Genomic DNA, 19,083 nt, shown 5'->3' with positions numbered 1-19,083 from the left:
AGCTGGAGCAGCTGGCTAGCGCAATGGCGAGCCAGCTTGGGCAAAGCGGACAGCCGCTGGCGGGCCAATTGGCTGCCAGCGGCGGTACCGTGCCGCCGAGCTGGGCAGCGGTGGCCTCCGGCAATGGCTCGCCTAGCGGCAGCAGCGCTGGCGGAGCATCGGGCTCGCCGAGCGAGCCCGGATCGGGTGCGGCGCCGGGAAGCTCCGGCGCCTCTGGCAGCGGCGGCGATCCTTCGTCTAGCGGTGCTGGAGCCGGAGCCGGTGCTGGCTCAGGGACAGGCGCCGGGGCCGGAGCTGGCCAAGGTGCTGGCAGTGGCTCGGGCAGTGGGCAAGGAGGCTTGCAGGGTGGTACTGGAGCGGGCGGACGAACGCTTGTAACAACGCCGCGCACGATGGCGGGTGAGGGCAATGTGCAGGAGGATGGCGGACCATCCACTGGCGGCCAGGAGCAAACGGGCGGCAAGTCGCCGATGATTGACGGCATGACACGCCCTTACGAGGAAGTGTACAGCGAATATGCGACCGAAGCCAAAAAAACGCTTGGACGATCCCAGCTGCCACAGGCCATGCAGGATAAAGTAAAGCAATATTTCGACAACATACAGCCGAATCGATAAGGAGCGAGGTGGACAAATGATTGAATCAAAGGAACAGATTACACAAGCGGCTGAACATATCGCTGCATTGCAAGAGGAAATTGGAAGCGTCATTGTAGGGCAAAAAACGGTAGTCGAGCAGCTATTGTGGTGCTTGCTGGCAGGCGGACATGCACTGCTGGAAGGTATCCCCGGTCTCGGAAAAACAATGCTCGTCCGCACGGTGGCGGATACGATTTCCTTGCAATATTCAAGGATTCAATTTACGCCCGATCTTATGCCGGCAGATATTACGGGAACGACGCTGATCGATTTTACCGAGCAGGGCGCGGCGGGACGCAGCTTCCAGCCCGGACCGATCTTCGGCAATTTGGTGCTGGCCGATGAAATTAACCGTGCCACGCCAAAAACACAAAGCGCATTGCTTGAAGCGATGCAGGAAGGCACGGTGACAGCTGGCGGAGAAACCCGCCAGCTGCCGCGTCCTTTTTTTGTATTGGCGACGCAAAATCCAATTGAGCAAGAGGGGACATACCCGCTTCCAGAAGCGCAGCTTGACCGCTTCCTGCTCAAAATCGGCGTCAGCTACCCGACGCGCGAGGAGCTCAAAGAAATTGTGCTGCGGACAACGGCGGCTGCTCAGCCCCGTGCCCAAGTGAAGATGACCGCGGAAGAGCTGACCGAACTGCAGCTGTATGCCAAGCATATTTTGGTCGCTGATGATGTGCTGGACTTGGCGGTCAGGCTAGTGATGATGACACATCCTGCTGAAGCAGATGCTCCTGATGATGTGAAGCGATATGTCAGATTTGGCGCCGGACCGCGGGCGCTGCAAGCGATTGTGGCGGTCAGCAAGGTAAGGGCGCTTTGCAGCGGAAAGCTGCATGTATCGTGGAGCGATATTCGCGAGGTAGCTGTGCCAGCGCTTCGGCATCGGGTTGTGCTCGGTTACGAGGCACAGGCAGCAGGCATAACGACGGATCAAATGACCGAATCCATCCTAAGCGCATTGGAGCTGACAAGATGAATGGGCAAGGCAGCGGTTCTGGAAGCGGAGTCCAGCATTCAGCGTTCAGCGGTGACTTAGCCAAGCTTTTTCCCGATTCCTCGCTGCTGCATCGTTTGGAGCGGATGAAAGTGGCCGCGGGCAGCCGGGTGAAGGGGTCGATGGCTGGCAAGCGCCGCTCTAGCACCCTTGGCGGCTCGCAGGAATTTGCAGACTATCGTCCTTATGCGCCAGGCGATGACATTCGCCGCCTGGATTGGAATGTATACGGCCGAACAGGCAGAGCGTATATGCGGCAATATTGGGATGAGCAGGAGCTTACGCTGCATGTGTACGTTGATGTATCTCCATCGATGAACTTTGGCGGCGAACAAGCAAACAAGCTGCGCTGCGCCTTGCAGCTGGCGGCCAGCGGCGGATACGCTGCGCTGTCAGGCGAGGACCGCGTTGCGGTCAAGCTGTTTGGCGGCACAGCTCCCGCAGAGCTTCCCTCGCTTCGCGGCAGGGGCTCCACTGCGCGTTTATTTCATTTTTTGGCGGCGGCACTGGAACGGGGAACGGAGAAGCCGTCTTTTCAACAGGGCGACGGGCTTAACCCTTCTATGACGGGTCTAGGAAGAGCAATGGAACAGCAGCCGGCAGCCCTGTCTATGAGGGAAGCTATTCAGCAGGCTGGTCAGCTTCCGCATCGTACAGGCGTCACTTGGGTCGTATCCGATGCGATGTATGAAGCGGGCATTGAGGAGATGCTGCTCAGCCTGCTTGCTGCTCGGCAGCAGGTTGTTTTTCTCCATTTATTGAGCCCAGAGGAGCTAAACCCAGCTTTGACAGGTGAACTGAATTTGCTCGACAGTGAACTCGGCACGGGCAAGGAGGTTGCTTTAGGCAGCCGTTTGCTCGAGCAATATCGCGTTACGGTCAATGATTACTGCAATCATCTTAAGAAGCTTTGCGCAGAGCGCGGAGCGCTTTATATTTTTATTGATACGAGCAAGCCGATGGAGCAAACGGTTCAGCATACGCTGCTGCGCGCTGGTGTGCTGCACAGTCATAGTTAAGATAGTTAAGTTTGAACGGGAACTGATGTGAGGAGAAACTTGCAACTTGGGTGAAAGGAGGAGGAGAAATGCAGCTGTTATCGCCGCTATCTGCCTTATTCGGCTTGGCGCTTCCAGCCATCGTTTTAATGTATTTATTCAAGCGCACGTATATGGACACCGAAATTGCGAGCCATATGCTGTGGAATCGCATGCTGCGCGAGCAGGAGGCGAATCGTCCATGGCAAAAGCTGCGTACCCGCCCGCTTATGCTGCTGCAGCTGCTCGCAGCTGCCGTATTAGTGCTGGCGCTCATGCAGCCGTATCTTACCGCCGATAGCCGCAGCGGCAGTCATACCGTCATCGTACTTGACCGCTCCGCAAGCATGACAGCGGCTATGCCCGGAGGAAGCTCGCAAGGCAGCATGCTGCACGCCGCTGTACAGCAGGCGGAGCTGTGGCTGAGCGAGCAGCCGAAAGGCGAGCTCATTACTTTGCTTGTAACAGGCGAGCAGCCTCGCATTATTTTGTCCAAGGAAACGGACCATGAGCTCGTGCTGCAGCAGTTGAAAGCCATAACCCCAGATTTCAGTACTCAGGACAACGTAGCGGCTTTATCACTAGCCGACTCGCTGCTTGCGAATGAACAAGGCGGACAGATTTTGCTTTTGTCCGATGGCAGGTGGCAGGATGCGGACTCCGTTAATCTGCTGACGCTTCATGCTAATCTTGAGCAATTCAAGCCTTCTGCCCCACAAGCTGGTAGCAATAATAGTGCTATTTCGTATTTTGGCATTCATGCGGCAGTTGGGGAGGATGGCAAGCGGGCAGGCGTAGTGACGCTACGCAACGACAGCGCTGCTTCCAAGCAGATTCAGCTTGCCGTATATGCGGATCGGGAAACGGAGCCCGCGGCGGCGAAGTCGGTCAAGCTTGAGGCTGGAGGCTGGATGAGTGTAGATATGAATGGCCTGCCGGAAGAGGCAAGCTATTATACGGCCAAAATCAGCGGAGCGACCGATGATTATGCGGCGGACAATATCGCCTATCAGTTTCCGCTTGTATCTAAAGCTCAGCAGGTGCTTTTGGCAACATCCGGCAACTTGTTTTTGGAAAAAGCGCTCCAGCTCGCTGGCGTAAAAACGATAAAGGTCGATCCAGCACAATACGTTCCTTCCAAGGAGCATGTTATGGATTTCGACTGGGTCATTATGGATGGAGACACAGCGAAGCTTCGTACGGACAAAAGCTGGCAGGAGTTATTTTCCTCCAAGCCCGTCTGGTATATTGATCATCCAGAAGCGACCGGGGAAGAGACGGCTTCGCCTGCGAATAGCAGGGTGGCGATAGCCGACCATCCCGTTACCGCCTACCTTTCATTTGAAGATACCCATATCGGACGGATGGTGAAGGTGAAGGATGCCGGGACTTGGGGAGAAGCTATCGTCACCTATGGCGGCATGCCTGCTATTTATGCAGGCTCGGTGCAAGGCAGGCCGCAGCTGCGCTTTGCTTTTGATATGCAAAGCAGCGATTTGCCGCTGCGGCCCGAGTTTCCCGTGCTAATTGTACAGGCTGCGGACTGGATGAGCGGTGGCAGTCAGGCTCAGCTAGGGACGGCGGATGCCGGAAGTGCGCTCGAGCTTGCTTTTTTAAATGAAACAGTAAGTGCCAAGTGGGAAATGATTGAAATTTTAGGCGGCTATAGCGAAAAATCGCTGCCTGACCGCAATCTGTCTGCGGCGCTTGCTTCGCAAGAACCAGCTATCGCCCCAGCGGTTCCGGGCTTGTACCGTTTAATGGAGCAAAACTTAGAAGGGGAAACGATCGGCCAGAGGATGCTTGCTGTAACAGCGGCTTCCTCCGAAAGTGCATCGATGTCTGCAACTGCCGATATTAAGCCGATTGCAGCTGCTTCCTCTGAGACAAGTCAAAATCAAGCTGATGCGAGAATCGCTGCGGGCAGCGTGGAGACGGCAAATGCTGCAAATGCTTTTGCCGCATGGCTCGCGCTGGCACTGCTGGCGCTGATGCTGGTGGAATGGGAGGTGTATAGGCGTGGGAATGCAGGCTGATTCACCTTGGGCGCTCCTTCTTCTCATCCCGTGGGCAGTGGCGGTGTGGTGGATGATTCAAGGTACGCTGCGGCTGCAGGGCAATCGTAAAAAGATAGCCATTGCGCTGCGCGCACTCATTCTGCTGCTGGTCATTGCGATTGCTGCTGGCGTGCAGCCATACTGGCGTGTCGAGCAGCGAAACGTTATTTTTGTAGCGGATCGTTCCGCATCCGTCAATGCCGATGCCTCTTTAGGCGAGTGGATTGCCAAAGCCTCGGCGGCGAAAGACGAAGGGGATCGGAGCGGAATTGTGTCCATCGGACTGGATGCGGTCATTGATAAGGTGCTCTCGACTGATGAGCTTCCAAGTGCGGAACGATATACGTTTCGATCAGGTGTGAATGAAAATTTCACGGATCTGTCTCAGGCGCTGCGGCTTGCGTCTGGCATGCTGCATGAAGCCGGTGGCGGAAAAATCGTGCTGCTCTCCGATGGCGCTGAAAACGCCGGAAGCATGCTGCGCCAAGCGGAGCTGCTAAAGCATGCTGGCATTGAGGTGGATGTCGTTCCGATAGCTGCCCCGCAGCGGGTGGACGCTTCGCTCGAAGCGATGGACGTTCCGCAAACACTGCGTCAGGGCGAGAAGTTTACGTTTGAGTTTACAATTAACAGCACATCATCTGGTACGGCCAAGCTGAGGCTCTATGAAGATAACCGTGAGCTTTCGACAAGTGATATCGTGCTGGAGCCGGGCGAAAATCGTTTTGCCCTGCAAAGCGCTGCGCTTGAACCGGGCTTTCACCGTTTCCGGGCCGAGCTGTATGCCGAAGGGGATGAACAGGGGCAGAACAATACGGCTTATGCTTTCAGCAGAGTTAGCGGCCCGCCCGCTGTGCTTATTGTCGAAGGCGTGCCGGACTCATCGGGCAATGTGGAGGCGGCTTTGAAAGCCTCACTCATTCGTTACGAGACGATTCCTCCTGAGCGGCTGTCTGTGCAGCTGGCTTCATATGCCGCCTATGACAGCATTATTTTAAATAATGTTCCGGCAACCCGCATTGCGGCAAAACCGATGGAGTGGCTAGGCAAAGCGGTCAGCGATTATGGCATTGGATTAGTCATGCTAGGTGGAGACAACAGCTTTGGCTTGGGCGGCTATTTTCAAACAACTATCGAGAAGGCGCTGCCGGTTTACATGGATTTGAAGGGCAAGCGTCAGCTTCCGTCGCTCGGCTTGATATTAGTAATTGACCGTTCTGGCAGTATGTCTGGCGGCAAGCTGGAGCTCGCGAAGGAAGCGGCGATGCGAACGATTGAGCTAATGCGTCCCGAGGATTCGGTAGGCGTAGTCGCCTTCGACTCGGCGCCGTGGTGGATCGTGGAGCCGACCAAGCTGACGAATCGGGACGATGTTTTGGGTAAAATCCAGGGGATTCAGGCTGATGGGGGCACGGAGATCTTCCCGGCTCTGGATACCGCTTACAACAAGCTGCTGGAAATGGATGCCCAGCGCAAGCATATTATTTTGCTCACCGATGGCCAATCGGCTTCTAATCCGGGATATGCTGCGCTGACACAAGGCATGGTCGACAATAAAATGACAATGTCTACAGTTGCAGTCGGAGATGGTGCGGATCAGGTGATGCTGGAGCAGCTTGCGAAGCAGGCAAAGGGACGGTTTTATTTTACAAATGATGAAAGCACGCTTCCGGCTATTTTCAGCCGTGAGACGGTGTTAATGTCACGAACCTATATTGTGGAGCAAAATGCTCCGCCGCTCATCGGGCAAGCCGGCAGTTGGGCGACGATGTGGCAAAATGGCTTGCCGGATTTGCAGGCGTACATTGCAACGACAGCGAAGGAAACGGCAGAGGTCGCGCTGCTATCCCCACAAGGCGATCCGATTTTGGCACGCTGGGCTTATGGCTCAGGACGAACGGTAGCCTGGACGAGCGACTTGACTGGAAAATGGTCACGGGACTGGGTGCAGTGGTCCGCCTTGCCTAATGTGCTCGCTGAGTGGATTAAATGGACGTTTCCCCAGTTCGAGAGCACGCCGTATTCCGCAACAGCGGAGCTGGACGGCCGCGAGGCGATGCTGCGCTTGCGCACCGAAGGCACTGATACGGCAGCGAAGCTGTCGGCTGTGGTCACGGACGAAACGGGCACTAGCACGACGTTGTCTCCGCTTCCCGCGGCTCCGGGCGAATATGCGGCAAGCCTTCCGGTGTCTGAGCCGGGCGTGTATTTAATGCAAGTGAGTGAACAGACCGCTGCAGCGGGAGCGGCAACGCCGAATACGGGCAGTGGCACGACGACAGGTTTTGTCATCCCCTATTCGCCTGAGTATCGATTGACGGGTGAAAATGGAGCAGAAGCACTTCAGCAGCTCGCGACCGCTACCGGCGGACGCCTGCTGTCGCTAGACGCGCCGCAGGAGGTTTACCGCTTCAATCCGGTAGAGTCAGGGCAGCCTTATGATTGGACGCGTGAGCTGCTCCTATTGATTTTGGCGCTGTGGCTGCTCGACATTTTGCTGCGCCGGCTGTCGCTGCCTTGGCAGCGAATCGGGCGAATGCTTTTGGCGAGGCTTGGATTAGCGGGCGGACGTTTGCAGAGGAAAGAGCCAGCCGCCGCAGTGCCGTCAGGTGCAATGAGCAGGCTGCAGCAGCGTAAAAGCCGCACCGCAGGCTTTTATGGTGAGCAAGCAGGCACAAGTGACGTGGCTTCCGCCTCGCCAGCATCTGGTCAGGCGAAGGGGGCTGGTGCAGACCTTGCTGGCGTGCAGCGAGCCGCGATCCATTCGTCGCAGACTGCTAGTGGCTCAAATCGAGACCAGGCTGTGCAGCCGGAAGGACAAGGCCAGGCTGGCAAGCAACATGACCGGCAGCATAAATTTGTAGGCACAAGCAGTCAGCCATCAGCTCCGCCTGCGAATCCAGAGACAAACCCAGCTGACGGCCAGGCGACGGTCAATCGTTTGCTTGCCGCGAAGAAGCGCGGCAAGCGGTAGCATTTTTGAAAGGCTGCTAGGCTAGAATGTTGGTTTTGTTTAGAGGAATGGACAATGGCGGCGTCGAAAGTTACAATGCACATAAACGATTTTTTTTGAGGAGCTGACGTAACGATGTATAACGAAATCACGCCGGAGCAAGTAGAGGCGCGTCTGAATAATAAGGAAAAGTTTCATTTAATCGACGTTCGTGAGCTTGAGGAGTGGGAAGAGGGACATATTGCCGAAGCAGCGCATTTGCCATTGTCTGAAATTCAGGAGCGTTTGGATGAGCTGCCTAAGGATGAAAATATTATTTTCGTCTGCCGCAGCGGCGGACGCAGTGGCAAAGTATGCGGCTTTCTCGCGCCACAGGGCTACTCCGTCACTAATATGACGGGCGGCATGCTCGCTTGGCCGGGAGCCATTGTGACTGGAGCGTAGCATAAACATTAAAATCAAAAGCAGCTCTGTAATCCGCCAACAAGCGGTTGCAAAGTTGCTTTTCTTTTTGGGTTGGTTTTCACTTTCTGCAATTCGGAAAAAAGGCATTAATCATGATATAATAAATCTTAAACGGAGCTGATCCTTCATGAATCTGCTAAATCCAAGAAATGATTTTTTGTTCAAACGTATTTTTGGAAGTGAAGAGAATCGGGATGTCCTGCTAACCTTTTTAAACCGAACATTTGATGAGGCTGGAAGGCCCCCCATTGAAAGAGATTATTTTGCTCAACCCCTATACAGATAAGGATTCTCCTCGCGACAAGCAGTCCATTCTAGACATTCGAGCCAGGACAACTGAGGGCGAAATAATTAATGTTGAAATGCAGCTTTTTAATAAATATGATACGGAGAAAAGAACGCTTTTCTATTGGAGTAAGCAATACTCTGGGCAATTGCAGGAAGGGCAGCCTTATAGCCAACTGAAACGGTGCGTGACTATTAATATTTTGAACTACGCCTTGCTGTCGAATGATTTGTATCATAACGTATTTCATCTACGGGAAGATCGAACTGGCATTTCACTAATTGACGATATTGAAATTCACTTTCTGGAACTACCGAAGCTAGACGAACAGGCCATTTCAATTGAGGAAGGCGGACTTGTGAACTGGCTGTTATTCCTGAAAGGTGCAGATCAATCCAAATGGGAGGTGCTAACGATGAATGAACCGGTACTAAAAAAGGCCATGGATACGCTGGAATTTTTGAGTCAGGATTTAGAAGCACGAAGACAGTATGAAGATCGCCAGAAGTTTTTGCATGATGAGGCGTCGATGTACGAAGCAGCTAACTCAAGAGGAAAGGCGGAGGCGAAAAAGGAAATTGCCACAAAGCTCCTTGCTCTTGGTGTTGAGCTTTCCGTGATCATCGAGGCATCCGGACTATCTGAGAAAGAAATAATTGATTTAAAGTCGTTGTAGTAAAAAATAGCGACGAGCCGACCCATTACGGTCGGCTCGTTTTGTCTTTTAAGGGAATGTTTTTACAAATAAAATCGTCAATTGATCTTTGTTTTATTTCCGACCTCATCCATCTCAATCAACTCACTCTTTTAGAGTGTGACAAGTTAGAGTGCAGGATCATCATCATCCAGTATCCGAAGGGTTTTAAACCACGCACTCCGTATGGAGTGCGACGTGGGCGCATGGCTACAATCACGATACACCGTGGTTTCAATCCACGCACTCCGTATGGAGTGCGACCATAAAAAATACGGAGGTGCCGGAATGGCAAACAGTTTCAATCCACGCACTCCGTATGGAGTGCGACGCTGCTATATGAGGTATTTGGCTACTATGATGACGTTTCAATCCACGCACTCCGTATGGAGTGCGACGCTGAAGCTTTTTGCTGTGCTGCTAGTGCATCCGTTTCAATCCACGCACTCCGTATGGAGTGCGACATTGTTTGATATACCGGCGAATAGCCCGTTGATGTTTCAATCCACGCACTCCGTATGGAGTGCGACTTGAGGCTCGTGAAGCTTTGCATAGGCTGGTTATGGTTTCAATCCACGCACTCCGTATGGAGTGCGACTAAGGAGCTACGTAAAAAGAAGGGCTTCACACAAGTTTCAATCCACGCACTCCGTATGGAGTGCGACATCACCACGGGCGACGAAATGCAGGTTTACATTGGTTTCAATCCACGCACTCCGTATGGAGTGCGACAGCGAATAATTACATAATTAATTCCATAATGGCATTAATGCTGCAATTTTTCAATAAAAATAATGCAATAAAAAAGGGATAAGGTATTGACTTTTACTGAAAGAGCAATTATTCGACTTAAATCGACAAAATCTGAGGTGCGAGTGACCTAGGGTTTTTATGTTAGCTTCACATTCGCACCAAAAATACGGTCTAGGTTTATGAGGTTTATCGAAATAAAAACGTATACGTATTCTGCTTACAAATGCGCTTCTATCTCTACTTGAAATAAGAGCTGCCATCAAAAATCAGCAACGCCTGCTCAACCCTGCTCACACCCTCTTTACGCTTGATCCATATGGTTAACCTCTGCCTGTACACATGTCAGCCCCCTACCGAACATATGATGATACAAAGGCTATAAATCAATATGAATTGATCTTCAAATATTGCGGGGCTGGTGTAATTGAATGGCGAAAGGGCGGGTGTGTCATTGGAACAGCGGCATAATGAGAGTAAAAAAAGCGTGACTTTGCAATATGCAGTGGGCGGCATGAGCTGTACAGCATGCGCGGCTCGAATCGAGAAAGCCGTGGGCAAAATGGAAGGCGTACAGTCGGTCGCCGTCAGCTATCCCGCAAGATCGGCATGGGTACAGTTTTTGCCTGAAAGCTTGCGCTCTGAGGAGATTATGGCGAAAATCGATCACATCGGTTTTCAAGCTTCAACAGCTGAGCACAGCAAAGAGCAGTGGAAGCAGGAGCGCAGCGCCCTCGGCATTCGGCTTATGATCTCGCTGCTGCTTACGCTGCCACTGCTTGCCGGGATGACCCAGCATCTCCCGCTGCTAAGCGGCCTTCCCATTCCGGCTTGGCTGCTGCATCCATGGCTTCAACTTGCGCTCGCTACAATCGTTCAATTTGTTATTGGGCTGCCTTTTTATATCGGCGCTTACCATGCGCTGCGTTCGCGGGCGGCGAATATGGACGTGCTGGTAGCGGTAGGGACGTCTACCGCCTATTTATACAGCCATTTTATTGTTTTTTCCCGCCTTCCGACTGGAGAAACGTTTACTGCTGAACATACGCTGCCGCTTTATTTTGAAACCTCTGCTGTCGTTATTAGCGCGGTGCTGCTTGGCAAATACTTGGAGATGACAGCTGCATCACGGGCGCAGGATGAGGCGGGCGGGTACAGTCAATTGGAGGTGCAATCCGCAACTGTAGAACGGGCAGGCCAGTGGGTCAGTGTACAGACCGCTTTCGTACGGGAAGGCGAGATTGTGCGCATTGCGCCGGGTGAGACGGTCCCGGTTGACGGCGTTTTAACGAGCGGGGAAACTGAATTGGATGAATCGCTGCTGACAGGAGAAAGCTTGCCGGTCGTTAAAAGGGCGGGAGACCGAATTTGGGCAGGAACAACGAATGTGGGAGCGATGCAACGAATCCGTACAACCGCTGCGGGGCATGCGACGTTGCTCAGCCGCATTAGCGAGCTGCTTCGTCAGGCGCAGCGCTCCAAATCTGCGATTCAGCAGCAGGTGGATCGGGTGGCCGCTTGGTTCGTTCCGGCGATGCTCGCCCTTTCGGCTTGCACCTTCGTGCTTTGGCTGGTGCTGCTGGACCCCGGCAATTGGCATCAAGCTTTCCGCTGCGGGGTCGCTGTTATGCTCGCCGCCTGTCCTTGTGCTCTGGGGCTTGCCGCGCCTATTTCACTCGTTATTGCTTCTGGCCGCCTGGCGCAGCAGGGCATTGTGCTGAAACAAGCCGGGGCGCTGGAGCGGCTCGCCCGGCTTAATACGCTGCTGCTGGATAAAACCGGTACGCTCACCGAGGGAACTCCACAAGTTAGCGCCTTGTGGGCTGCGCCAAATCAGACTCGCTCGGCTGTACTGCGTTTGGCCGCTGCCGCCGAAGCGGGTTCCACTCATCCGCTAGGGCAAGCGATAGGGCGTGAAGCGGGGCGAGTCGGTTTGACGCCGCCAAGCGCGTCGGAAACGGTTTATTTTCCCGGCAAAGGCGTTCAAGCGGTAGTGGAGCGAAGACGAGTTGCCGTCGGAAATGCAACCTTTGCCAAATCCGAGCAGTGGATAGCGAATGCAAAGGTCGCCGCAGCTTTAGCTGCTTTTTGCGCAGAACGGGAAAAAAGAGGAGAAACACTGTTATATGTAGCGGCAAATGGCCTGCTCATCGGGGCTATTTCACTTGCGGACCGGGTTAAACCTCATTCTTTTGCTGCTGTTCAGCAGCTTCAACGTCATGGACTGCAGGTGATGCTCGCAACAGGCGACCACCAAATTCCTGCCCTAAATGCCGCCCGCCAAGCAGGCATTACGCAAGTGTTCGCCGGATTGCTGCCAGAGCAGAAGCTGGAGCTGGTAGAGCAGCTTAAACGTTCGGGCAAGCGGGTCGGCATGGCTGGCGACGGCTGGAATGATGCACCTGCGCTTGCTGCTGCCGACGTTGGCATTGCGATGGGCAATGGTACGGAAGCGGCACTCGCCGCCGGACATTTAACACTGCTTCAGCCGCGCATGACTGCGATTGTTGATGCACTTGGCATAAGCCGGTTGACGGTGCGCAATATTAAGCAGAACTTGCTGCTTGCCTTCCTATATAACAGCAGTATTGTGCCGTTTGCCGCCGTCGGTCTGCTGGAGCCATGGATGGCAGGGGCAGCGATGGCGCTGAGCTCCGTGTCTGTCGTTGGAAATGCGATGCGGCTGAGTTATATTTTGCGGCGGCACAAGCATCTCGCTGCTTAGCGCAAGGTGGACAAATACGGAAAAACGATGGTATAGTTACTACGTCTAACCTACATAATGATGAGGGCCAGCGCCAAGCAGGGATACCGCATTTTCGGCACAGCTGCCGCGAATGCTTTTTTTATGCCTGATTAGCCTGAACGAGCCCTCCACATGGAGAGAACAAACCATTTTAGAGGAGTGTACACGATTAATGAAAGTTAAAATGAACCATATGCTGAAAACAAGCCTTGCCATTTGGCTGATTGCAACTCTAACGCTGCTTGCCGCTTGCGGCGGTACAGTAAACAATAACAAGGAATCTGCTGCACCATCTGTCGCACCTTCTGCATCTCCATCCGCCGAGACAGGCGCCGCATATCCGCTCACCGTAACCGATGCAATGGATACCAAGCTGACCTTTGAGCAGGCACCAGAAAAAATTGTAACGCTTGTGCCTAGCGAAACGGAAGTTGTGTTTGCTGTAGGAGCCGGCAAGCAAGTAGTCGGCGTGGATCAGTACAGCAACTATCCGGAAGAAGCGAATGATATTGAGAAAATTGGCGATATGACGACGAATATAGAAGCTGTCGTGAAGCTGAACCCGGACCTTGTGCTGGCATCCTCCAGCATGAATGGCGATGCGATTGCCAAGCTGCGCGAATTGAATATTCCGGTATTTGCCTCTGATCCGAAAACGTATGGCGAAACGATTGCCCATATTGAGGCGGTCGGCCAAATTTTGAACCGGGTGAAGGATGCCGAGACCGTTGCGGGACATATGCGCGACGTCATGAATCATGTCATGAATGCGGTAAAGGATGCGCCTGCGAAAAAGGTGTATTTGGAGTTCAGCCCTGGCTATACAGCAGGATCGGGTACGTTTTTGGATGAGCTGCTGACGATGGCGGGCGGTACCAATGTGGCCGGCTCGAAAGAAGGCTGGTATGAAGTCAGCGCCGAAGAGATCGTTAAGCAAAATCCGGAAATTATCATATATCCGGATATGAAGGTAAAACCGAACCCCATCGTTGCGGCGATTGACAGCCGGGCAGGCTGGAACGTTATTGACGCAGTGAAAAACAAGCAGGTTATCGCGGTTGTGGAAGATCCGCTCGTGCGTGTAGGACCGCGGCTTGCCGACGGTTTGCTTGAGCTGGCGAAGGCTGTTCATCCAGACCTCGTTAAATAGCGGATGAGACATCAATGGTTAGGCTATGGAGGAGCAGCAGTGCTCCTTCTTGCTGTTTCTATTATCGCGAGCTTGTCGATTGGCTCCGCAGGCATTTCCTTTACCGATGTGTGGGGCATTTTGCTGCACCAGCTGCCATGGCTTAGAGATCAGCCCGTTAGCTGGAGCGAAGGAGAAATTGCAATTGTGACCCAGGTCAGGCTATCCCGTGTGCTGCTGGCGGTGCTTGTAGGCGCATGTCTGGCACTGGCAGGCAGCGGTTTTCAAGGCGTGCTGCGCAATCCGCTGGCCGATCCTTATACGCTCGGGGTTGCTTCCGGCAGCTCGGTTGGCGCTGCGGCATTGATTTTATTCGGCTATCAGGCGGCAGTTGGCATTTGGACCATTCCAATCGTCGCTTTCATAACCGGAATTACGACCTTATTGGTTGTTTTCTGGCTGGCGCGCAGCTCGGCGGGGCTGCAGTTGGAAACGCTTATATTATCCGGGGTTATTATCCAAGCCTTTCTCGGAGCCTTCGTATCCTTTATGGTCTCGTTGTCCAACAGCGTAGTGAATCAGATTTTGTTTTGGCTAATGGGCTCGTTGGCGATGAAAAGCTGGGCGAACGTCTATATGCTTATTCCTTTTCTTATTATTGGGGTTATTGTGCTGATTGCCTATGCGCAGCATTTGAATGTTTTTCTGCTTGGCGAGGGGCAGGCGGCGCATTTGGGCATTCGGGTAGAGCGTACGAAGCTGATCGTGCTGGCTTGCTCGACGCTGCTCACAGCGGCTGCCGTATCAGTGGCGGGCGTGATTGGCTTCGTCGGCCTCGTCGTACCGCATGTGATTCGCTTGATCGTTGGGCCGGATTACCGCTTGCTCATTCCCCTATCTGCATTTGGTGGCGGCATATTTGTGCTCTGGGCCGATACGCTTGCTCGTATGGCACTTAGTCCAAAGGAGATTCCGCTAGGCGTAGTAACGGCGCTGATCGGTGCGCCATTTTTCGCATATTTGCTGCACCGGCGCAAGCGGCTGGAAGGAGGGGGATGATGGCTATCATGCTTGAAGCGCGTCAACTTGGCGCGACGATTCGCGGGAGAAATGTGCTGAATGACTTAACCTTTTCCTTTCAAAAAGGGTATACATACGGCATTATCGGCCCCAATGGCGTCGGAAAATCCACTTTACTGCGGCTGCTTTCCGGCGTATTGCCTCCTTCACAAGGTGATATTTTTCTGGCGGGGCGCAGCATGGCCGCCTATTCACGCAAGGAGGCAGCGCGCAAGCTTGCGGTGCTCCAGCAGGGCGTGCTCCCGCCGGTAGGATTTACGGTGCGTGAAGTGATTGAAATGGGACGCTTTCCATATCAAAATTGGTTCGGCAATGAGCAAGGCGACAGCTCGCCGATTATTAATGAGGCGATTGCTGCAATGGGGCTTGAGAAGCTGGAGCAGCGTACAATGGCTGAGCTAAGCGGCGGTGAACGGCAGCGCGTGGCGCTGGCAAAAGTGATCGTGCAGCAGGCGGAGGTTATTTTGCTTGACGAACCAACGACCTATTTGGATATTGGCTACCAAATTCAATTGCTGGATACGGTAAAGAGCTGGCAGCGTGAGCAGGGTATTACCGTTGTAACCGTGCTGCATGATTTAAATTTAGCCGCTTTATATTGCGATGAAGTGCTGGTGCTGCATAAGGGGAGTATTGCAGCTCTGGGCAAGCCGCAGCATATTTATACGACGGAGCTTATTCGCGAGGTATACGGCGCTGAAGCTTCAATTATGAATCATCCGTTAACAGGGGTGCCGCAAATTTTGCTTGCGCCCAATGTAAGAATAAACAATGGGGAGCTGGAATGAAGAGATGAAAGAAGAATTATGCATGCTGCTGGCGAAAGCAATTGGGAGAATCCCGGCATTTAATGAACAGGAAGCGGAGGCGGCAAGACGTCATTCCGACCAATTGACGAAGCCGCCGGGCAGTTTGGGCAAGCTTGAAGATGTTGCCTGCCAGCTTGCGGGAATTTCGGGTGAGCGCTGGCCAGATATGGAGCGCAAAGCGGTCATTATTATGGCTGGCGACCACGGTGTGTGCGAGGAGGGGGTCAGTGCATTTCCACAAGCGGTAACCCCTCAGATGGTGCTGAATTTCTTGAATGGCGGCGCAGCGGTCAACGTCCTTGCCCGCCAGGCGGGAGCTGACGTGTATTGCGTCGATATAGGGGTGAACGCAGAGCTTGCGCATCCGAAGCTTCTAAGCCGCAAGGTCATGTACGGAACTGCCAATATGGCGAAAGGGGCTGCGATGACGAAAGAGCAGTCCATTCGAGCTATATTGACGGGGGTAGAAGTCGTGGATGAGCTTTACGAAAAAGGCTACCGCGTCTTTGCAATAGGAGAAATGGGCATCGGCAACACGACGGCTAGCGCTGCCATTACGACCGTGTTGACAGGGCTTCCGCCCGAAGAAACGGTTGGCAGAGGAACAGGCATTAATGATGAGGCTTGGAAAAATAAAGTCGAGGTTGTTAAACGGGCTATCGCGGTTAATGCACCTGATGAACTGGATCCCTTCGACGTACTGATGAAGCTGGGCGGAGTTGAAATCGCTGGATTAGTAGGCGTTATTATTGGAGCAGCAGCGAACAGCTGTCCGGTCGTTATAGACGGCTACATTTCCTCTGTCGCAGCGCTAGTAGCTTCGCGTATTTCTGATAAGGCAAAACCAAGCATGATCGCGTCCCATCTTTCCTATGAGCAGGGTCATGCGAAGCTATTGAAGGCCGTTGGCTTAAGCCCAATGATTCATATGGATATGCGGCTTGGAGAAGGCACAGGCGCGGTATTATGCTTCCATTTTATCGATGCCGCATTAAAGCTCATGCAGGAAATGGCCACTTTTGAAAGTGCAGGGGTATCGAAAGCGTAGGTGAAGCTGAAATGGCAATGTTAGTAACAGGCGGTACGCGCAGCGGCAAAAGCTTATTCGCCGAGCAGCTCGCGATGAGGCTTGGCAAAAAAGGCATTTATATAGCAACAAGCCGCATTTGGGATGAAGAAATGGCTGAGCGCGTAAATAAGCACCAGCAGAGTCGCAGCTCGGGAGTTTTTGAATGGAATACGGTCGAGGAGCCGCTTGACCTTGCCAAATTGCTGGCGCAGCAGGCACAGGCAGCGGCAGCTATGGCGTCAGCCGGAGAACAGCCGCCGATCGTGCTCGTAGATTGTCTAACCCTTTGGTTGACGAACGTTTTAATGGCGGCGGAGGAGCAGGCGGGACAACCCGGCAAAGAAGCTGACGAGCAGCTGCATCGCCAGACGGAAACGCTCATTGAAGCGATTGCTGCCTATCCATATCCGCTCGTATTAGTAACAAATGAGGTAGGGGCGGGTATTGTGCCTGCTTATCCAATGGGTCGGAAGTTTCGCGATGAGGCAGGACGGTTGAATCAGCGGGTGGCTGCGGTTTGCGATAAAGTGTTTCTCGTAACGGCGGGCATTCCCATTGAGCTCAAGGCAGCGGCTTTCCGCTGGGAGCAGCTATGATCTTCTATTCCTTGCCGGACATGCTGTGGCTGATCGCTGCAGCTATTATCGTCGATTGGATCGTTGGCGATCCACAATGGCCTACGCATCCTGTCATTTGGATCGGCAGGCTTATTGCTTGGCTGGAGCAGAGGCTGCGAAGGAGCGATAAGATAGAGTCCTCCAAGCGCCTCAAGCTAAAGGGCGTCTTGTTAATGCTCATTACGTTGGCCGTTTCATATGGCGTCATGTGGGCAGTCGTCGCGGCCGCTTCGCTTATTCATTCTTGGCTCGGCTATGCAGTGACCATATGGTTTATATCGACGACTATCGCGGTCAAAGGGTTAAAACAGGCAGCGATGCTCGTTTATACCCCGCTTGCAGCTGGAAACCTTGAGGAAGCACGCAAATACGTCGGCTACATTGTCGGACGGGACACGGACAAGCTGGGTGAATCAGAGGCTGCCCGTGCTGCTGTGGAAACGGTGGCGGAAAATACAGTCGATGCGCTCGTATCGCCTATTTTTTTCGCATTAATAGGCGGAGCGCCGCTTGCTATGCTGTATCGGGCGACAAACACGCTTGACTCTATGGTCGGTTACCGCAATGATAAGTATATTGATTTTGGCTGGTGCTCGGCACGAACCGATGATGTGCTCAACTATATACCAGCGCGGTTGACGGGAGCTCTGCTCGCGTTCTCGGCGTGGCTGCTGCCGGGCATGTCTGCCGGCCGTTCGGTCGCAGCGATTCGCAAATTTGCCCATCGCCATCCGAGCCCAAACAGCGGCATTCCCGAATCGGCCGTTGCTGGTGCGCTCGGTATTGAACTGGGCGGACTCAATTATTATTTTGGAGAGCCTGGCGAACGTGCACGTATGGGAGAGCCCTTGCGTCCATTGTCCGCGCGGGATATCATTTTCACAACTAGATTATTGTATCTGGTAAGTCTATTACTTGTAGTTGGGGTGCTGGCACTATGGCTGTTCGTTCATTGAAGCTGCATGCTCAGGCGCTGGTCGCCGCTTTTCAATTTTTGACGAGAATTCCGGTGCCGTTAACCGTTCCGTTTGAGCCGCAAGTGTTATCGCGCAGCACAACTTATTTTTCGATTGCGGGCAGCATGATTGGCGGAATGATTACACTAGGCTTTGCTGCTGTGCAGAGCTGGCTGCCTGCTGGGCCGGGAGCTGTATTGCTGCTTGCATTGTGGCTCTCGCTTAGTGGCGCGCTTCATATGGACGGCTGGATGGACACGGCAGACGGTGTGCTGAGCCATCGCTCGCGGGAGCGGATGCTGGAAATTATGAAGGATAGCCGGGTAGGCGCTATGGGTGTCCTTGCTGCGGTTTTGCTGGTGCTGTTTAAATTCACCGTGTTATATGAGCTTCTTTATAATACAGAGTCTATATATGTGCTTCCATTGCTGGTCACTATACCGGCGTGGAGCCGCTGGTGGATGGCGGCGGCGATTGTCATTTGGCCGAGTGCCCGTGAGGGAGAAGGGATCGGTGCTTTATTCCAAGCGGCCTCGCTGCGGCATGTATGGTCGGGTTTTGTGCTGACCTTCCTGCTAGCCTGTGGGATCGGCCTGGCATTCGGGTTGCCGCTCAGCACATCAGCTTTCACAGCTGCTGGTGCTGCTGCTGTGACGATGGTGACAGGGACCGTCATTTCATTCTGGCTCGTCCGTAAGCTGGGAGGCTTGACTGGAGACACTTACGGCGCCCTGAATGAAGCGATTGAAGCTATATTATTGCTTGCACTGCTATTATTGACAATTCATTAGAAG

The 19,083-nt window shown here is 53.5% G+C and carries 13 protein-coding genes, 2 pseudogenes and 1 CRISPR repeat array; all 15 genes and pseudogenes read left to right on the top strand.

Features of this window, described 5'->3' with window-relative positions; genetic code table 11:
• Positions 1-617 (top strand): annotated as a pseudogene (locus tag ABEW34_RS28605) (phage tail tape measure protein); the annotation flags it as partial.
• A gap of 16 nt (positions 618-633) precedes the next feature.
• Positions 634-1,623, top strand: a complete 990-nt coding sequence (locus ABEW34_RS28600) for an AAA family ATPase (RefSeq protein ID WP_430164173.1) — start codon at positions 634-636, stop codon at positions 1,621-1,623.
• A complete protein-coding gene (locus ABEW34_RS28595; RefSeq protein ID WP_430164170.1) occupies positions 1,620-2,660 on the top strand; it encodes a DUF58 domain-containing protein in 1,041 nt (346 codons plus the stop codon). The genes ABEW34_RS28600 and ABEW34_RS28595 overlap by 4 nt, the downstream gene beginning before the upstream one ends.
• 68 nt (positions 2,661-2,728) lie before the next feature.
• The gene (locus ABEW34_RS28590; protein ID WP_430164167.1) at positions 2,729-4,714 is read left to right on the top strand and encodes a vWA domain-containing protein; all 1,986 of its coding nucleotides are present in this window, start codon (positions 2,729-2,731) and stop codon (positions 4,712-4,714) included.
• On the top strand, positions 4,704-7,709 hold the full coding sequence (locus ABEW34_RS28585) for a VWA domain-containing protein (protein WP_430164179.1): 3,006 nt from the start codon (positions 4,704-4,706) through the stop codon (positions 7,707-7,709). Before ABEW34_RS28590 ends, ABEW34_RS28585 begins: the two co-directional genes overlap by 11 nt.
• A 114-nt stretch (positions 7,710-7,823) precedes the next feature.
• Positions 7,824-8,132, top strand: a complete 309-nt coding sequence (locus tag ABEW34_RS28580; RefSeq protein WP_430164164.1) for a rhodanese-like domain-containing protein — start codon at positions 7,824-7,826, stop codon at positions 8,130-8,132.
• Between the two features lie 148 nt (positions 8,133-8,280).
• Positions 8,281-9,115: pseudogene (locus ABEW34_RS28575) on the top strand (Rpn family recombination-promoting nuclease/putative transposase).
• 183 nt (positions 9,116-9,298) lie between these two features.
• Positions 9,299-9,865: direct repeats of the CRISPR family, unit length 33 nt; unit sequence GTTTCAATCCACGCACTCCGTATGGAGTGCGAC.
• 472 nt (positions 9,866-10,337) lie between these two features.
• A complete protein-coding gene (locus ABEW34_RS28570; RefSeq protein ID WP_430164161.1) occupies positions 10,338-12,608 on the top strand; it encodes a heavy metal translocating P-type ATPase in 2,271 nt (756 codons plus the stop codon).
• Positions 12,609-12,801: 193 nt separating this feature from the next.
• Complete coding sequence (locus ABEW34_RS28565; protein WP_430164158.1) at positions 12,802-13,779, top strand: ABC transporter substrate-binding protein; 978 nt, start codon at positions 12,802-12,804, stop codon at positions 13,777-13,779.
• 3 nt (positions 13,780-13,782) lie between these two features.
• Complete coding sequence (locus tag ABEW34_RS28560; protein WP_430164155.1) at positions 13,783-14,817, top strand: FecCD family ABC transporter permease; 1,035 nt, start codon at positions 13,783-13,785, stop codon at positions 14,815-14,817.
• Positions 14,818-14,825: 8 nt separating this feature from the next.
• Complete coding sequence (locus ABEW34_RS28555) at positions 14,826-15,626, top strand: heme ABC transporter ATP-binding protein (RefSeq protein WP_430164176.1); 801 nt, start codon at positions 14,826-14,828, stop codon at positions 15,624-15,626.
• 4 nt (positions 15,627-15,630) lie between these two features.
• Entirely contained in the window at positions 15,631-16,695 is a 1,065-nt protein-coding gene (gene cobT / locus ABEW34_RS28550; RefSeq protein ID WP_430164151.1) for a nicotinate-nucleotide--dimethylbenzimidazole phosphoribosyltransferase, read from the top strand.
• An 11-nt stretch (positions 16,696-16,706) separates the two neighbouring features.
• Positions 16,707-17,312 carry a bifunctional adenosylcobinamide kinase/adenosylcobinamide-phosphate guanylyltransferase gene (gene cobU / locus ABEW34_RS28545; RefSeq protein ID WP_430164148.1) on the top strand — a complete coding sequence of 202 codons (606 nt, stop codon included), beginning with the start codon at positions 16,707-16,709 and terminating at the stop codon, positions 17,310-17,312.
• Positions 17,309-18,289: an adenosylcobinamide-phosphate synthase CbiB gene (gene cbiB, locus ABEW34_RS28540; protein WP_430164145.1), complete on the top strand. Its 981-nt coding sequence runs from the start codon at positions 17,309-17,311 to the stop codon at positions 18,287-18,289. The genes cobU and cbiB overlap by 4 nt, the downstream gene beginning before the upstream one ends.
• The gene (gene cobS, locus ABEW34_RS28535) at positions 18,271-19,080 is read left to right on the top strand and encodes an adenosylcobinamide-GDP ribazoletransferase (RefSeq protein WP_430164142.1); all 810 of its coding nucleotides are present in this window, start codon (positions 18,271-18,273) and stop codon (positions 19,078-19,080) included. Before cbiB ends, cobS begins: the two co-directional genes overlap by 19 nt.
• The last annotated feature ends 3 nt before the right edge of the window (positions 19,081-19,083 follow it).

The organism is Paenibacillus algorifonticola, assembly GCF_050481745.1.
In the GTDB taxonomy this organism is placed as follows: domain Bacteria; phylum Bacillota; class Bacilli; order Paenibacillales; family Paenibacillaceae; genus Pristimantibacillus; species Pristimantibacillus algorifonticola_A.
Note: the sequence above shows the minus strand (reverse complement) of the source record. Positions and strands in the feature narration are given on the sequence as shown.